Below are 15,750 nucleotides of genomic sequence, written 5' to 3' on the forward strand. Positions count from 1 at the left end.
CTTGCCAAGTGTTCATGGCGCGGCGATAGTGGCAAGCGTGATTCCGCCCCCTGCGCCGTTAGGAACAGACGCCGCCGGTGACCGCCTCGGTCCCGGTCCGGCCGCCGGGGCGCGCCCCGATACCACCGCCGACCGCCGGTTCCGCTTCGAGCTGGCCGCGCACCCGGGTGCCGTGGCACAGGCCCGGCGCGTGACACGTACCCAGCTCACCGGCTGGGCCCTGTGCGAGGACACCTGCGACACGGCGGCCCTGGTCGTGTCCGAGCTGGTGACCAACGCGATCGTGCACACCGCGAGCGCCCAGATCGTCTGCGAGCTTCAGGACGGCGACGACCTGGTGCGGATAGCGGTACGCGACGAGGGCTGCGCTCCCGGCGAGCCGCACCCCTCGCCGCAACGGCCCGAGGAGGAACACGGCCGGGGACTGCTGCTCATAGAGTCCCTCTGCCGCTCCTGGGGCGCCCAGCCCGTCGGCATGGGCCTGCTGGTCTGGGCCGACGTCCCCCGTGGCGTGCTGGACGTGGCCACCGTGGCCCGCTCCGACCTGGGCTGGGGCGCGAAGAAGGCGCCGAACGACGACCGCGGCGGCGAGGCGGACGCCTGCCACCGTGCGGCGCCGCGGATCGAAGACCGTTCGATGATCGAAGACCGTTCGATGCCCGACCGGGGCGGTTCGATGCCCGAACGGGGCAGGACGGGGGCCGAATGGGTGTGAGCGCGTCGATCGGCCCCACCGGTGCCGCCGGTGGGGGCAGAGTGGCCCGCGTGGTGAGCCTCGACACCCTGACCCGCCTGCGCCGCGCCCAGCGGCCCGTCGCGACGCCCCGCCCCATCCCGTTGCCCGAGGGCATGACCACCCCCATGGGCTGCGACGCCGTCGCCGTCCCGGCGGACATCGGTCCTCTGGTGCTGCCCCGGCTGCCTCGTGTCGGCTGCGTCTACGCCGACCGGGACCACTGGTGGTGGCTCGTTCCGGCCGACTCCGACTACGCGCTGGAGTGGCCGGAGCCGGCGCGGTACACCACCGGAGCGTTGGTCTCCGACGGTTCGGCCGCGCTGATCCACCGGCCGGAGGGGACGATTCCCTATACGCCGCCGATACCGCTGTACCTGGCGGTGTGCCGGGTGACGGGGACGACACCGGCGTGGTCGCGGACCATGACGGCTTGAGGGCACCGCTTGCCAGGTGCGCCTTCCGGGTGGGGGTGTGCCGGCTCGTGGGCGGGTGCGGGTGCGGTGGGGCTGGACGCGCAGTTCCCCGCGCCCCCGGAGGGCCTCCGGCCCTCCTCGCGGCCTACCCCCTACCGTTCAAGCCGCCGTGGCGGCGCACTCTCCTCTGACTCCGAGCGCCCTGCGTGCTCCGGGGGGCGAGGGGGCGCTCCCGTGCGCCCTGGTTCGGGGCGGGGGCTGGAGGTCATAGTGGCCGTCGGCGACGACTCCGGGGAGGGCGCGGGTGCGGAAGGCGCGGGACAGGGTGAAACCGGAGACCTCGGAGTCGGAGCAGCTGCTGTTCGGGGGGCCGCTGCGCTACGACATGGGCTGGTCCCAGCACGCGGACGCGTTCCTGGAGCTGAACTTCCGCGGGATGGTGCGCCGGCTGCCGTCGCTGCTGGCGTCGAGTTTCCGGCTGGCCTGGCGCGCGGACCGACGCGCGGCCCGTATCGTGCTGGCCGCCGAGACGGGCCGCGGCCTCGCCCAGGCGGTGAGCCTCCTCGCCGTGAACACGATCCTCGCCCGGCTGATGGCGGACGGCACCGTCGAGGAGCGGTTACGGGGAGCCGCTCCCGCACTGGTCACCATCGCCGCCGTGACCCTCCTGGCCACGCTGCTGCGGGCCGCCTCGACGTATGCCACGGGCCGTCTGGAACCCAAGGTGGAGCGGGTCGCGACGGAGCTGTACCTGGAGCGGGCGGCGGCCGTGGAGCTGTCGGCGATCGAGGACGACGGCTTCCACAAACTGCTCGACACCGCCAAGTACGGCGCCCAGTCGGCCCGCCGCATGATCAGCTACTCCGCGCGCGTGGTGAACGCGCTGATCTCCCTGATCGCCGCGGCCGGTGTGCTGACCGTGCTGCATCCGGCCCTGCTGCCGCTGCTCGTGACGATGACGCTGCCGAGCGCGTGGAGCGCCCTGACGATCGCCCGCCGCCGCTACGCGTCGTTCCACGCCTGGGTGCAGCACGCGCGCGCGGGCTATCTGATCGGCTCCCTGCTGATCGAGCCGGAGGCCGCCCCGGAGATCCGGGTGCACGGAGTGGGCCCGTTCCTGCTGCGCCACTTCCGTTCCATGTCGGAGACCGCGGAGGCCGAGCAGGCGCGCCTGGCCCGGCTCGCGGCCCGGACGGGGCTGTTCGCGGCCGTGTGGACCGGGCTGGCCACCGTGGCGACGTACGCGACGCTGGGCGGTCTGCTGCTCGGCGGGGCGATGGCGCTGTCCGTGGCCGGTACGGCGGTCATCGCGATCCGCACCGGTTCCGCCAGCCTCGACACGCTCGTCCTTGAGGTGAACTCCCTGCACGAGGAGGCCCTCTTCGTCGGCGACATGGAACGCCTGTACGTCGAGGCCGCCAAGCGCGCGATCCCGGTGGGGGGCGACCCGCTGCCCGAGGACCCGCACGAGATCCGCGTGGAGAACGTGACGTTCACCTATCCGGGGAAGTCCACCCGGCCCGCGCTCGACGACGTGACGCTGACCGTGCCGCTCGGCAAGATCGTGGCGCTCGTCGGCGAGAACGGTTCGGGCAAGACGACGCTGGTCAAGCTGCTGGCCGGGCTGTACACCCCCGACCGGGGCAAGATCCTGTGGGACGGAGTGGACGCGGCGGCCGCCGACCGGCACCAGCTCGCCGAGCGCATCGCGATGGTCGCGCAGGACTTCAAACGGTGGCCGTTCACCGCCCGCGTCAACATGGCGATCGGCCGCCCCTCCGCACCACTCACCGAGGAACGGCTCGCCGCGTCGGTCGCCGAGGCGGGGGCACAGGACGTGGTGGAGGACCTCCCCCGCGGCCTCGACACCCTGCTGGCGCGCGGGTTCAGCGGCGGGCACGAGCTGTCGGGCGGCCAGTGGCAGCGCCTCGGGATCGCGCGGGCCGCGTACCGGCGGGGGCGCATCCTCATCGTGGACGAACCGACCGCCGCTCTGGACGCGCGGGCCGAGCTGGAGGTCTTCGAGAAGATCCGCGCCCTGGCCGGGACCGGGCAGACCGTCGTCCTCATCACGCACCGGCTGGCGTCCGTCCGCCACGCCGACCTGGTGCACGTCCTCGACCAGGGCCGACTCGTGGAGTCCGGCACGCCGCAGGAGCTGCTCGCCAGGGGCGGGGTGTACGCGGAGCTGTACGCCCTCCAGGCGGAGCAGTTCGCGGTCGAGGTCCCGGCGCCGCCGGCGGCGGCGAAGGTGCCCGCTCCGAAGGCGGGGTGACGCGGGCGGTACGACTCGGCCAGTACGTCTCAGGCGGTACGACTCAGGCGGGGGCGGCCGCGGCGGTGTCGGCGCCGCGCACGATGACCAGGAACATGTCCGTCGCTATGTCCATCACGACTTCCGCCTGCTGCCCCTCCTGACGGGCAGCGTGCGCCAACTCCTCCGCCGGCCACGAGCCGCGCGGCCCACCGGCGGGAAAGCGTCCCAGCACCGTTCGCACGTCCACCTTGCACCTCCGTGTAGCGCTGTCCTCGTAGAGTTAAACGCCAACCATGGCCTGAACGACTCTTCCAGTGACGCTACTGAGACGTAGTTGACACGCGGTCAACGCCGGAGCGAGAGATACCTCGCAGAAACCACACCTTCCGGTGACTTTCCGTGCCATCTCCCGTACTCCTGGTCAGCGCGTACGTCGGGTACCGGAACCGGCCCACCTCATGCGGCCTTTTCCGGGGGATTCGTGCGGGCGCTCACGCGGGAGGCGTGTCGTAGTCCTGGATGCGTCCGCCGTGGCTGCGGTCGGTGAGGGCGACCAGCCGGTCCTCCAGTTCGCGCACGGTCGCCGCCACGTCCACGGTGAGCAGCTCACGGTCCCGCATCAGGACGCGGCCGTCGACGACGGTGGTGCGGACGTCGGCGGAGCGGGCGCTGTGCACGAGGGTGGCGGCGAGGTCGTGCACGGGCTGGGTGTGCGGGCCGGTGAGGTCGACGAGGACGATGTCGGCGCGTCGGCCGGGCGCCAGGCTGCCGATCCGCTCCCCCAGTCCGACGGCCCGCGCGCTCTGCAGTGTGGCGTGGTGCAGCGCCTGCCGGGCGGTCAGCCAGCGAGGATCGCCCTCCGTCGACTTCTGCACGAGCGCGGTGAGCGCCATGGACTCCCACACGTCGAGGGAGTTGTTGGAGGCGGCGCCGTCCGTGGCGAGCCCGACGGGGACACCGATGCGCCGCAGCTCCCGCACCGGGGTGGTGGGCCAGGCGAACTTGAGGTATCCGCGGGGCGCGGTCGCGACGGCCACCGGCCCGGTCGCCCGCTCCAGTACCGGCAGGTCCCGCGCGACGATGCCGGTGCCGTGCGCGATCAGCACGCCCGCGTCGAGGCCGAGGAGCCCGGTGCGCTCCAGGACCTCGATGGGGGTGACGCCGTGCCGGGCGAGGCTGTTGTCGGTCTGGTCACGGCTCTCGGCGGCGTGCAGATGGACCGGGAGGCCGTGCGCGCGGGCCAGCTCGGCGGTGGCGGCGAGGTCGGCGTCGTCGACGGTGTAGGGGGCGTGCGGGGCGAGTGCGGTGGTGATACGGCCACCGGCCGCGCCCCGGTGCCGTAGCGCGAACTCCAGCGACCGCTCCCGCCCTTCGACGCCGAGCGAGGAGAAGAACGCCTCACCCAGATGGGCGCGCAGACCGGTCTCGGCGACGACACCGGCGACCGTGTCCATCGAGAAGTAGTGGTCGGCGAAGCAGGTCACGCCGCCCCGGATCATCTCCGCGCAGGCCAGCCGCGCCCCCAGTTCCACGTCCCGGGCCGTCAGATTGGACTCGACGGGCCAGATGACGTCGTTGAACCACTCCTCGGCCGGCATGTCCTCGGCGATGCCGCGCAACGCGACCATCGGTGTGTGCGTATGACAGTTGATCAGTCCGGACATCGCGACCTGACCCCGGGCGTCGATGCGTTCGGCCGTGGCGACGACGGCCGTCTCGGACTGCGGCCCGACGCTCTCGATCACCCCGTCCCGCACGACGATCGCGGCGTCCTCGACGAAGGCGACGCCCTCGTGCTCGTCGTGGACGAGGGCGGTGCAGCCGGTGATGACGAGATCGGCGGGCGAGGAGGACGGCGAGGGAGCAGGTGAGGGAGAGGGAGAGGGTGAGGGAGGTGACGGGGGCGGAGGCGGCGTCATGCGGTCACGGTACGACGGGGGCGGGTCCGGAAGGGCGGTATCCGGGCGGGCGAGGGCGGGCCCCGAAGGGGTGGTGTCCGGGCGGGCGGCAGCACCGGCTCAAGCCGTGAGCCGAGGCCCTGCTCCCGTTACTCCCCCTACGCCCCTGCACCCTTCCGCTCCCCCGTCCCCAGCCCCACCTGCGCCGGCTGCCGCCCCACCGACACACTTGCCCCACCCGGCGTCTCCAGCTCGTCCGGCGCGTCCAGCGTGTCCGGTGCATCCGGGAGGCTGATGCCGGTGTGCCGCTGATGGCGGGCGAGCTGGTCCAGGAGGGTGGTGAGCTGCTCGGTGTGGTGGCGGCCGAGTCGTCCGGTGTCGTCGAGGTGGACCGCGCAGGCGGTGGTGGTGTCGACGAGCTGTTCGAGGACGGCGGCGATCTCGTCTGTGCCCTCGCTGTGCCGGGCGAGGGCGGGGTGTTCGGCTCCGGCGAGGGCGATCGCGGTACGGGCCCCGGCGAGGGTGCGGTAGGCCTCGCGGCGCAGGGTCCAGCGGGCGGCGCGGTCGTCGGACTCCAGCACATGGGCGAGGTAGAGGTGGGCGGCCGCGGCGGCTTCGTCGAGGCGGGCGCGGACGCCTCCGCCGCGCTGGCCCTTCGGTATCGGCAGATGGCCGACGATCAGGACGATGGCGCAGGCCAGCAACGTCTCGCCGATCCGGCTCCAGGAGGCCTGGGGTTCGCCGCCGACCATGACGAGGGCGAGGACGAGCACGGTGACGACGGCGGTCTGGGCGGCGAAGTGCCGGGTGGCGACGGGGATGAGCGCGCCACTGACCGCGACGAGGGCGACGAGGCCCTCCGGGCTGGGCAGTACGGCGGCGCAGCCGGCGAAGAGCACGGCGCCCAGCACGGTGCCCGCGGCCCGGCACAGCACACGGGACACGAGCGGCCCGAGGTCGGGCTTGACCAGGAACACGGCGGTCGCGGGCAGCCAGTACCAGTGCTCGTGGTGCAGTGCCTGCGCCACGGCCGCGCTGGCGCCGAAGGAGAGGGCGACGCGGAGCCCGTACTCGCGGCCGCCGGTCCCGAGCGCGAGGCGGAGGAGTGATCCGACGGTGCGGCGCCGGGTGGGGAGGGTGCGCGCGTCGCCCCGGTCGAAGGCCTCGGCGGCGTGCAGGAGGGCGTCGTCGAGGGCGCGCAGCGCGGGCGCGGAGCGGGCGGGCGCGGGCAGCGGCCCGGTGGCGGTGTTGCCGCGGACGGCCTCGGCGAGGCGCCGGGGTCCCGCGGAGGCCCGGCCGTCGATGTCGTCGCCGGTCCAGGCGAGCGCGGTCGCGGCCTCGGCGAGCGGCAGGGCGGCCGTGTACTGGGCGTGCAGCCGCCGTTCGGTCGAGGAGCTGGCGTACCGCCGCAGCCGGGGTCCGGTGAGCGCGTCCTGGGCGTGGTCGAGGGCGGCGGTGAGCGCCGCGCGGCGGGCGGTCGCGTCCGGGGTGCCGACGGCGTCGAGCAGCGCGGCGATCGCGTCGTACACGGCGGCGACGGCGTCCCGTTCCCCGTCGAACCGGTAGTCGCCGCCGGTCAGCGCGCTCGGCGTGGGCAGGACGAGGCGCAGGGCGAGCAGCCATCCGGCCCCGGCGAGATAGCCGAGCGCCCGTTCCCACCCCGGCTCCGGCAACGGCATGCCGGCCCCGATGGCGGCGGCGACGAGCAGTTGGGTGCCGGCACCGGAGGCGACGGGTCCGACCGCGCTCATGCCCCCGGCGAGCAGTCCGAGCGAGGTGAGCAGCAGGGTGAGTGCCACGGCACCGGCGTACTGTCCGGGGCCGCCGGGGGCGTGGCGGTCCGCGTAGGCGGAGGCGTACTGCCCGGCGTACGTCCCGATGAGCAGCCCCAGGGCACCGGCGAGGGCGGGCACGCCGAGGCGCCGCACCGAGACACGGCGGCTGCCGGGCCGGTCGTTGATCCCGGCGAGCATGGCGCCGAGTGCGGCGACCACGCCGAGGGAGGGGTGTCCGGCGAGCAGGGCGAGGGTGAGCAGCGGTCCTCCGGCGAGCGCTCCGCGCACCACCGCGTTCCAGGGCACCGGCCCTCTTTGCGCACGCAGGGCATGAGCGAGCCAGGGCGGCAGGACGGTGCGGAGTGCGGGGCGGGACACGGGGCTCCTGTCGTCGGGGGAGGCGGAGGTGTGCCTTCGGGCGACGGTGGCCGGGGCGCGGGTGGGGCGTGGTACCGGTGGGCCGATCGACGGGGTGGTGCCGTTCGGCCGTGGTGTCCACGGTAGGTCCCGGATCAGGAGGTTGTGGAACGCTCGTATTACCGCGATGTGACGATACTTGGAAAGGCCATGTTCTTTATGAACGCAATTGCCGGCGGAACTCGTGTGGCCCGTGCATGGATCCGCGCCGAATGCGAGCGGGAACCTGTGGGAAAGGAAGCGGGCCCGGGGGCGTAGCCGGCCCCCGGGCCCTGTGATGCCGCCCGTTCGGCACGCCGCGACGGTTGAGAACCCAGGTCAGTCGTCATGTCGTCGCGTCCTGCCTTTGGACCACCGCACATCGAGCTGTGCGGGCCGGACTTGAACCGGCATTTCGACGTCCCGGGGCCTGGGTCCGGTCGTTGCGGCGATCGGCGGCGAATACTGAGTCTGGAGCAATAGTCTGAGATTGAGCGCGGCCCGTCCCTGAAATCTTCGGCGGGTACGGTCCGCTCCGTCACGACAAGCCTCAGCTTCAGCTTTGCGCTCCTCGCGCACCCCGCCCGAAACATCGGGCGGGGAGTCTGTGAGGCTACCCGAACAGGTAGCCGAACACCGCGTCACCGACGCGCTGGTCGACGACGTCCACGCCGTTCGCCTCCTCGCGCGCGAACTTCACGGCCTGCTGCAACTTCTCGACGCGGTCGAGGATCTCCCGGACCCGGCGGGCGGGCAGCGCACCGGAGAACTTCACGGTGGTCCAGTACCCGACGGGTATGTCCTCGTAGTACACCTCGACCTGTGCGGGGTGTTTGTCGGTCGCCTCGGCCTTCACATGGTTGCGGGGCACCTTCTTGGTCCGCACCGTCCGCACGTGCTCGGTCTTCCAGGCGTCGGTGGAGGGGTCCTGCACCCATGCCTCGGAGGCGTCGAGCACGGGCAGCTTCCGCACGAGCGCGTTGATCTCGCCGAGCTGCTTCTCCAGGAAGAGCAGATAGGCCACCGGCACCTCGGCGACGAGCACCCGCCCGTCGACCGTCACGTCCGCCCGCGCCGTGCAGTTGGCCCAGTCCTTCGTGGCGGTCACGTCGAACAGCCGCGTGAGGATCCCCGCCGTCTCCCGCAGCACGTCCTCCGCCCGCACCTGCACCCGGGTCGACTCGGGCGGCAACTGCTCGCCCTCCTCGTCCTTCGGCTGATACGTACGCGCGATTCCGGCCAGCAGGGCAGGCTTCTGCAGCCCATGATGAGCGGCCGTCAGGTCCTGCTGCGACTTGGCCTTGACGCCCTTCTCGACTGCGATGATCTGATTGAGTTTCGCCACGCCTGGAAGGTAGCAGCCGGGTACGGGCTTCTTCGAAGGGATATTTCCCCCGGGCTATCGCCTCTCCTGCCTCACGCTTCCCAGAGGTTGCGGTGGCGGTGGCGGGTCGGGGGATGGTCGAGGGTTTCGGCCGCGGTGACGAGGTCGCCGGGCGGGGCTGCGCGCAGGTGTGTGCGGGCGGTGGTGCGGAAGGTGCGCAGGGCGGCCCGCGCCCGGGATTCGTAGGGGTTCCAGAACCTCTGGTTCACGGCCCGGGGGTACCGGTACGACGTGAACGTACGGACGATTCGGGTCGGCCGGGGGCGACGGCCCTCCCGGCGGGCGCGACTCAGTTCGGCCCCGCTGTAGCGGAGTTCGATGAGGGTGTGCGCGGTCCAGGGGCCCGGCAGCCCGGCCGCCCAGTACGCCGGGATTCTCCGGTGCCGACTGCGGGTGTGGTGCACGGTGCGTGACATGGCTGACCTCCGGGGGCTCGCCGGAATCTCCGGCTCGGCCGCTGGAAGTCAGCCGCCGTGAAGCGGCCCAAGGTCTTCGCGCGCAGGCGTACGGACATGGACGGAGCATGGGGTGCCGGGCGCCGAGATGTCGAGCGATTATCGACAGGGGCTCGGTACTCGGCGGCAGACCGGGGGAGGCGGCGCGGCGACGGCCGGGAATTCGGATGCGTTCGCGTCCCGTACTTCGCATCATCGACAGGTTGCCCCAGCACTCCCGCCAACGCACCGGAGCCCTTCATGATCGAACGCGTCACCGTCCCCGGCCTCTTCCAGCCGCCGGTCTACTCGCACGCCTCGGTCGTCGAAGCCGGTGCGCGGCTCGCGTTCCTCGCCGGCTCCGTTCCGCTGGACGCCGACGGGAAGCTGGTGGGTGAGGGGGATCCGGTACGGCAGGCGCGGCAGGTGCTGGCGAATCTCGGGGAGCAACTGCGTGCGGTGGGCAGTGACTTCGCCCATGTGGTGGCGACCGATGTCTATGTGGTGAGCAGTGAGCCCCGGGTCCTCTCCTCGGTCTGGGACGTCGTCGAGGCCTCCGGTCTCAGCACCGGCCCCCACTCGTCGACCCTCCTCGGCGTGGCCTGCCTGGGCTACACCGGCCAGTTGGTGGAGATCACGGCGACCGCGGTGGTGCCGGAGTCGTAGCGGATCCGGGGCGGCGACGGCAGGGAGCCGGGACGACGGCCCGGTCCGCGGCAGGGCCAAAAGGACGGCCCGGTCCGCGGCAGGGCCAGGAGAACAGCCCGGCGTACGGCGGGGCAGCCGCGGAAACGGCGTCCGCCGGGCAGCCGCGGGGAAACCGCGTCCGCCGGGTCGGCCCCGGGGACCGGCGGCGCGCCCCTCACAGCGCTCCCCCGCCGCCCTTCCCCCACACCCGCCGCTTGGCCAGTGGCTTCGCGTACGTTCCCGCCCGGCTGGTCTCCAACCCCAGCCCCACCAACGCCTCCGCCAGCTTCACGGCCGCCCCCACCCCGTCCACCACGGGGACGCCCACCTTCTCCGCCACCACCTGCTGCAACCCGGTCATCCCGGCGCACCCGAGGACCAGCACCTCCGCACCGGCGTCCCGGACCCGCCGGGCCGCGTCGACGAAGGCCCGCACCGTGCGGTCGGTGTCGTGCAGGTCGAGGACGCCCAGCCCGGTGCCGACCACGCCCGCGCAGTTGCGCCCCACCCCGGCCGTCTCCAGGCTGTCCTCGATCTGCCCGCACGACCGTTCCAGCGTGGTGACCACCCCGTACCGCCGCCCGAGCAGACACGCGAGGTGCGCGGCGGCCTCGGTGATGTCGACGACGGGCACGTCCAGCAGTTCCCGTGCCCCCTCCCGTCCGTGTTCACCGAACCCGGCCATGACCACGGCGTCGTAGGGCTCGTCGTAGGCGCGCAGGGTGTCGAGCACCGCCGCGGCCGACAGATAGCTGTCGAGCCAGCCCTCCGCGGACTCGGGCCCCCACGCCGGGGTCAGCCCGGTCACGGTGGTGCCCGGGCCGGCCGCGGCCCGGGCACCTCGCACGATCTCCTCGGTCATCTCCTGCGTGGTGTTGCAGTTGGTGACGACGATCCGCACGTTTCTCAGACCTCCACGGTGACGGTCGGCTCGGCCTCGGCGGCCCCCTTCGCGGCCCGCTCGTCGCGGCACAGCACCGCGTACAGCCCGGCGGCCAGCGCCGTTCCGATGAACCACGAGTACGGCGCGACCGCGCCGAAGTCCTTCACCAGGGCGAGGACGGCGGAGACGGCGGCCGCGGGGAGGAACGCCCAGAGGGCCTTGGGGTTGACGCCCCTGCGGTAGTAGTACCGGGAGCCGGGCTGTGCGTTGAACAGTTCGTCGACGCAGATGCGTCCCCGCTTGACCCAGAAGTAGTCGAGCATGATCACACCGAACAGCGGGCCGAGGAACGCGCCGAGACCGCCGAGGAAGTAGTTGACGACGGTCGGGTTGGAGAAGAGGTTCCACGGGGTCACGACGAGCGCCGCGACCGTGCTGATCATGCCGCCGACCTTGAAGCTGATCTTCTGCGGCCAGACGTTGGCGAGGTCGTACGCGGGAGAGACGAAGTTGGCGACGATGTTGACGCCCATGGTGGCGATGGCGAACGTCAGGGCGCCCAGTACGAGGATCCAGGTGTTGCCGATCTCCGCGACGAGGTACGCCGGGTCGGTGATCGCCTTGCCGAACACCTCGATGGAACCGGCGGTGACGATGACCGACACCACCACGAACGCGGTGGAGTTGATCGGCAGTCCCCAGAAGTTGCCGCGCTTGACGGTCCGGTAGTCGGGGGCGAAGCGGGAGAAGTCGCAGAAGTTGAGCATCAGCGTGCCGTAGGTGGCGAGGACCAGGCCGATCGCGCCGAACCACTGCCGCCACTGCTCACCGACGGAGACCGGGTGCGGGGTGGAGGTGAGGGAGATGGTCCAGCCGGCCTTGGCGAGGATCCACACGGCGAGCGCGATCATGACCAGCCAGATCGCCGGCCCGCAGAAGTCCTGGAACTTCCGCACCGACTCCATGCCCTGGCTGATGATCACCGCCTGGATGAGCCAGAGGGCGACGAAGGTGACCCAGCCGAGCTGGTGCAGACCGAGGAACGAGCCATGGGTCCAGGACTCCAGGCCCGGCCAGGCGGCCAGCAGCATGATGTTGACGGCGACGGACGCGAGATAGGTCTGGATGCCGTACCACATGATGGCGATCACGGCCCGGATGATGGCGGGGATGTTGGCGCCCCAGACACCGAAGCTGATGCGGCTGACGACGGGGAACGGCACACCGTGGCGCTGACCGATCCTCCCCATCCAGTTCATGCCGATGTAGATGATCACGAAGCCGACGAGCAGCGACGTGAAGACCTGCCAGACGTTCATGCCGAGGACGAGCAGTCCGGCGGCGAAGGTGTAGTTGCCGAGGTTGTGGACGTCGGACATCCACAGGGCGAAGAGGTCGAAGACCTTCCAGGTGCGCTTGTCGGCGGGGGCCAGGTCTTCGTTGGTGAGGCGGGGGTCGGGCACGAACGCGGTGGTGCCGGTTGCTTCGGCGGGATCGACGAGGGACACGGGGCCTCCGGGAGCGAGAGGAGGAGACGGGGAGGGAGCGGACCGCGCGTGGGGGCTTTGGTATACCAAACTCCCGTCATAGTCCTCCCGTCAACCGTTCTGACCGATGTCGCTGTCGTTAACGACACGTAAAACACCTCCCGTGTCGGCGAGGATGGCCTCATGAGCTCCCTGGCTCCTGACGGAGCGAAGATCGAAACCCTCGGTCCCCTCGGCGCGGTGCGCGAGCGTGTGCTGGGGACCCTGCGGCAGGACATCATCGCGGGGCGGCTCCGTCCGGGCGACCGGCTGGTCGAGCGCGAACTGGCCGATCGCTTCGGGGTCTCACGGGTCCCGGTCCGCGAGGCGATCCGCGCGCTGGTCGCCGAGGGCTTCGTCCTCTTCGAGACCCCGCGCCGCACGGTGGTCCGCCGTCTCACCAGGGCGGATGTCGCGGAACTCTTCGAACTCCGCGAGGCGTTGGAGGTGTACGCCGCCGGGCTCGCCGCCACCCGCGCCACGCCGGAGAGCCTCACCGAGCTGTCGGCCCTGCTCGACCAGGCGGCGGCCGCCACCCGCGCCGGGGACGCCGAGGCGATCACCGACATCAACACCCGCTTCCACGACCGTGTCCTCGCCATGGCCGGCAACAGCCTGCTCATCTCCGTCATGGAGCCGGTCGACGGCCGTCTGCGCTGGCTGACCCGCCAGAACACGGAGTGGCCGCAGCTCCTCACCGAGCACCGCGAGCTGTACGAGGCGATCGCCTCCGGCGACCCCGACCGCGCCCGAACCCACGCCCTCGCCCACGTACGGACCAACTACCGCTCCACCGTGCGGCACCTCTTCGAGGAGGACGAGACGGGGGGCGAGGGCGGGGGCTGATGCGGGCCCCACGTGGTGGCAGAAGGCGGAATCACCCCTTGGCGTACTTGTCCGTGGCGTCCACCAGGGCCTGTGCCATGTCCGGCGCGCCCGCGTTGTGGCCCACGTCGTCGATGAGGACCAACTCGCTGCCGGGCCAGGCGTGGTGAAGGCGCCAGACGATGCCGAGGAGGTTGCCGGGGTCGAGGCTGCCCTGTACCAGGGTGCCGGGGACGCCCTTGAGCAGTCGCACGTCCCGCAGCACGACTCCGTCGTCGCCCGCACCGCCTTCGCCCACCGCGCCACCCCCGCTGCCCCCGCTGCCCCCGCTGCCCTCGTCGAGGAAGTGGCCGTTTCCCCAGAAGTGGGTGACGGTACGGGCGAAGCCGTAGCGGAACGCGGCGTCCTCGTAGCGCGGCACGGAGCGGGGCGGCTGTGCCGCGATGGCCGTCTCCCAGTCGGTCCAGGCCCTCGCCGCCCGCGCCCGTACCTCCGCGTCGGGCGATTCGAGCAGCCGGTTGTAGGCGGCGGCGAGGTTGCCGTCCCGCTCGCCCTCGGGAAGCTCCGCGAGGAACCGCTCGAACGCCTCCGGGAAGTACTGGCCGAGCCCCCGGGTCAGCAGGGCGACCTCGGCGTCGGAGCCCGACGCGACCCCCGTGAGCACCAGCTCGGACACGGCGCCCGGATGCTTCTGCGCGTACCGCAGCCCGAGCACCGAGCCCCACGACACACCCCACACCAGCCAGCGATCGATCCCGAGGTGCCGTCGCAGCAGCTCCAGATCGGCGAGGAGACGCGGCGTCGTGTTGACGCTCATGTCCGTCTCGTACGCGCTCGCCGGCGGCGTCGAACGCCCGCAGCCACGCTGGTCCAGCAGCACGATCCGATACGCGTCGGGGTCGAACAGGCGCCGGAACCAGGGGCCTGCCTGGGATCCGGGCCCGCCGTGCAGGACCAGCGCGGGCTTGCCCCGCGGGTTCCCGCAGACCTCCCAGTACACGTGGTTGCCGTCACCGACGTCGAGCATGCCGTGGTCGTACGGTTCGATCTCGGGATAGAGAGACATTGCGCGACCCTAGACGGCGGACGACACCCTCGGCAGCCGCTTTTCCGCCGCCCCGGAGAGTGGGCCGGTCGAGCCCGGTGGACCTTTCGCGCCCTTACGGGCGGACGCTCAGCCCGGCTGCTCCGGCAGCCGTGCGCAGGACGTCCCGGAGCATGTCCGGGGTCAGCCGGCCGGTGAACGTGTTGCGCTGGCTGACATGGAAGCAGCCGAAGAGATCGAGCCCGTCGAGCGGTACGCGGGCGCCGTGGCCGAAGACCGGTCGGGGCCGGGGCACCCGCCAGCCCGCCTCGGCGAGCGCGGGCAACGCGGCCTGCCAGCCGAACGCACCGAGGACGAGCACGGCACGCAGTGACGGCCGCAGCAGCTCCAGCTCACTGACCAGCCACGGTCGGCAGGTGTCGCGTTCCTCGGGGGTCGGCTTGTTGGCGGGCGGCGCGCAGTGCACGGGTGAGGTGATCCGTACGCCGTGGAGTTCGAGGCCGTCATCGACGCCGACCGCGGTGCGGCGCGAGGCGAGGCCCACGTCGTGCAGCGCCGCGTAGAGCACGTCGCCCGAGCGGTCGCCGGTGAACATCCGCCCCGTACGGTTCGCGCCGTGCGCGGCGGGAGCGAGCCCGACGATCAGCAGCGCCGCGTCGGACGATCCGAAACCGGGCACCGGACGGCCCCAGTACTCCTGATCGGCGAACGCGGCCCGCCTGGTCCGCGCCACCTCTTCCCGCCAGGCGACCAGCCGGGGGCAGGCCCGGCATCCGGTGATCCGGGCGTCGAGCGCGTCCAGCCCGCTCCCAGCGTCGAACCCGGAGCGCCCTCCGCCCACACCGCCGCCATCCCGGCCAACGCCGCCGCCGTCATCCCGGCCGCCGTCACCACCGCCGTCACCGCTGCGCATGTCTCCACGGTACGGCCGGTGATCTCCTCCCTCGTCGGCACCGGGGAGCTAAGGTCGATTCATGGCTTCTGAAGGTACGGGCGAGCGGACGGACGGCCCTGGCACCACGCACCGGGATCCCGGTGCCGCGGCGGCCGCCGCCGAGGCCGCGCGGCCCCCGAGCGGCGAGACCGTGCGCATCGACAGCTGGATCTGGTCCGTCCGCCTGGTCAAGACCCGCTCCATGGGGGCGACGGCCTGCCGGGGTGGGCACGTCCGCGTCAACGGCGAGCGGGTCAAGCCGGCGTACGCGGTGCGCGTCGGCGACGAGGTACGCCTCCGGCAGGCCGGTGGGCATGAGCGGATCGTCGTGGTCAAGCGTCTGATCCGTAAACGGGTCGGCGCGCCTGTCGCCGCCGAGTGCTACGTCGACAACTCCCCGCCGCCCCCGCCTCGCGAGGCCATCGCCCCCGCCGGTATCCGCGACCGGGGAGCGGGTCGCCCCACCAAGCGCGACCGCCGTGACCTCGAACGCCTCCGCGGCCTCACCGACTCCGCGAACGCCGCCCGCGCCCGCCGCGACGACTGACGGCGGCCGA

The 15,750-nt window shown here is 72.3% G+C and carries 15 protein-coding genes; 6 read left to right on the forward strand and 9 right to left on the reverse strand.

Annotated elements, in window-relative coordinates; translation table 11 throughout:
* The first annotated feature begins 190 nt into the window (after positions 1–190).
* The 3 genes from SMA5143A_RS07525 to SMA5143A_RS07535 all read left to right on the forward strand — a co-directional run bounded on the left by SMA5143A_RS07525 (position 191) and on the right by SMA5143A_RS07535 (position 3,424).
* A complete protein-coding gene (locus tag SMA5143A_RS07525; protein WP_375136467.1) occupies positions 191–715 on the forward strand; it encodes an ATP-binding protein in 525 nt (174 codons plus the stop codon).
* Positions 706–1,170 (forward strand): hypothetical protein, encoded by a 465-nt coding sequence (locus tag SMA5143A_RS07530; protein ID WP_181361772.1) that lies wholly within the window; start codon positions 706–708, stop codon positions 1,168–1,170. The genes SMA5143A_RS07525 and SMA5143A_RS07530 overlap by 10 nt, the downstream gene beginning before the upstream one ends.
* A gap of 283 nt (positions 1,171–1,453) precedes the next feature.
* Positions 1,454–3,424, forward strand: a complete 1,971-nt coding sequence (locus SMA5143A_RS07535) for an ABC transporter ATP-binding protein (RefSeq protein ID WP_107462122.1) — start codon at positions 1,454–1,456, stop codon at positions 3,422–3,424.
* A 43-nt stretch (positions 3,425–3,467) separates the two neighbouring features.
* Here the strand turns inward: SMA5143A_RS07535 and SMA5143A_RS07540 are convergent, their stop codons facing one another.
* The 5 genes from SMA5143A_RS07540 to SMA5143A_RS07565 form a co-directional block, all read right to left on the reverse strand.
* Entirely contained in the window at positions 3,468–3,653 is a 186-nt protein-coding gene (locus SMA5143A_RS07540) for a hypothetical protein (RefSeq protein WP_055523163.1), read from the reverse strand.
* 244 nt (positions 3,654–3,897) lie between these two features.
* Complete coding sequence (locus SMA5143A_RS07545; RefSeq protein ID WP_258193441.1) at positions 3,898–5,325, reverse strand: amidohydrolase; 1,428 nt, start codon at positions 5,323–5,325, stop codon at positions 3,898–3,900.
* A gap of 137 nt (positions 5,326–5,462) precedes the next feature.
* Complete coding sequence (locus SMA5143A_RS07550; RefSeq protein ID WP_107462123.1) at positions 5,463–7,457, reverse strand: FUSC family protein; 1,995 nt, start codon at positions 7,455–7,457, stop codon at positions 5,463–5,465.
* Between the two features lie 631 nt (positions 7,458–8,088).
* Positions 8,089–8,820 (reverse strand): DUF7873 family protein, encoded by a 732-nt coding sequence (locus SMA5143A_RS07560; protein ID WP_107462124.1) that lies wholly within the window; start codon positions 8,818–8,820, stop codon positions 8,089–8,091.
* A 71-nt stretch (positions 8,821–8,891) separates the two neighbouring features.
* Positions 8,892–9,275: a hypothetical protein gene (locus SMA5143A_RS07565; RefSeq protein WP_107462125.1), complete on the reverse strand. Its 384-nt coding sequence runs from the start codon at positions 9,273–9,275 to the stop codon at positions 8,892–8,894.
* 279 nt (positions 9,276–9,554) lie between these two features.
* On the opposite strand from SMA5143A_RS07565, the gene SMA5143A_RS07570 reads away from it, so the two are divergent.
* A complete protein-coding gene (locus SMA5143A_RS07570; protein WP_107462126.1) occupies positions 9,555–9,959 on the forward strand; it encodes a RidA family protein in 405 nt (134 codons plus the stop codon).
* Positions 9,960–10,155: 196 nt separating this feature from the next.
* On the opposite strand, the gene SMA5143A_RS07575 is transcribed toward SMA5143A_RS07570, so the two are convergent.
* The gene (locus tag SMA5143A_RS07575; protein WP_107462127.1) at positions 10,156–10,881 is read right to left on the reverse strand and encodes an aspartate/glutamate racemase family protein; all 726 of its coding nucleotides are present in this window, start codon (positions 10,879–10,881) and stop codon (positions 10,156–10,158) included.
* Positions 10,882–10,886: 5 nt separating this feature from the next.
* Positions 10,887–12,371, reverse strand: a complete 1,485-nt coding sequence (locus tag SMA5143A_RS07580) for an NCS1 family nucleobase:cation symporter-1 (RefSeq protein ID WP_107462128.1) — start codon at positions 12,369–12,371, stop codon at positions 10,887–10,889.
* A gap of 162 nt (positions 12,372–12,533) precedes the next feature.
* Between SMA5143A_RS07580 and SMA5143A_RS07585 the strand changes: the two genes are divergently transcribed.
* Positions 12,534–13,235, forward strand: coding sequence for a GntR family transcriptional regulator (locus SMA5143A_RS07585; RefSeq protein WP_107462129.1), 702 nt, complete (start codon positions 12,534–12,536; stop codon positions 13,233–13,235).
* Positions 13,236–13,266: 31 nt separating this feature from the next.
* On the opposite strand, the gene SMA5143A_RS07590 is transcribed toward SMA5143A_RS07585, so the two are convergent.
* Positions 13,267–14,280 (reverse strand): alpha/beta fold hydrolase, encoded by a 1,014-nt coding sequence (locus SMA5143A_RS07590; protein WP_107462130.1) that lies wholly within the window; start codon positions 14,278–14,280, stop codon positions 13,267–13,269.
* Positions 14,281–14,374: 94 nt separating this feature from the next.
* Positions 14,375–15,172 carry a uracil-DNA glycosylase gene (locus SMA5143A_RS07595; RefSeq protein WP_375136468.1) on the reverse strand — a complete coding sequence of 266 codons (798 nt, stop codon included), beginning with the start codon at positions 15,170–15,172 and terminating at the stop codon, positions 14,375–14,377.
* A gap of 61 nt (positions 15,173–15,233) precedes the next feature.
* Here SMA5143A_RS07595 and SMA5143A_RS07600 point away from each other — a divergent pair, with 61 nt between their 5' ends.
* Positions 15,234–15,740 carry an RNA-binding S4 domain-containing protein gene (locus SMA5143A_RS07600; RefSeq protein ID WP_107462131.1) on the forward strand — a complete coding sequence of 169 codons (507 nt, stop codon included), beginning with the start codon at positions 15,234–15,236 and terminating at the stop codon, positions 15,738–15,740.
* Positions 15,741–15,750 lie beyond the last annotated feature (10 nt).

Origin of the sequence: Streptomyces sp. MA5143a (genome assembly GCF_900290235.1) — a bacterium.
In the GTDB taxonomy this organism is placed as follows: Bacteria; Actinomycetota; Actinomycetes; order Streptomycetales; family Streptomycetaceae; genus Streptomyces.

Coding starts and splice junctions, on each gene's coding strand:
- SMA5143A_RS07530 (WP_181361772.1), top strand. CDS start 706: ATGGGTGTGAGCGCGTCGATCGGCCCCACCGGTGCCGCCGGTGGGGGC.
- SMA5143A_RS07545 (WP_258193441.1), bottom strand. CDS start 5,325: ATGACGCCGCCTCCGCCCCCGTCACCTCCCTCACCCTCTCCCTCTCCC.
- SMA5143A_RS07565 (WP_107462125.1), bottom strand. CDS start 9,275: ATGTCACGCACCGTGCACCACACCCGCAGTCGGCACCGGAGAATCCCG.
- SMA5143A_RS07570 (WP_107462126.1), top strand. CDS start 9,555: ATGATCGAACGCGTCACCGTCCCCGGCCTCTTCCAGCCGCCGGTCTAC.
- SMA5143A_RS07585 (WP_107462129.1), top strand. CDS start 12,534: ATGAGCTCCCTGGCTCCTGACGGAGCGAAGATCGAAACCCTCGGTCCC.
- SMA5143A_RS07590 (WP_107462130.1), bottom strand. CDS start 14,280: ATGTCTCTCTATCCCGAGATCGAACCGTACGACCACGGCATGCTCGAC.
- SMA5143A_RS07595 (WP_375136468.1), bottom strand. CDS start 15,172: ATGCGCAGCGGTGACGGCGGTGGTGACGGCGGCCGGGATGACGGCGGC.
- SMA5143A_RS07600 (WP_107462131.1), top strand. CDS start 15,234: ATGGCTTCTGAAGGTACGGGCGAGCGGACGGACGGCCCTGGCACCACG.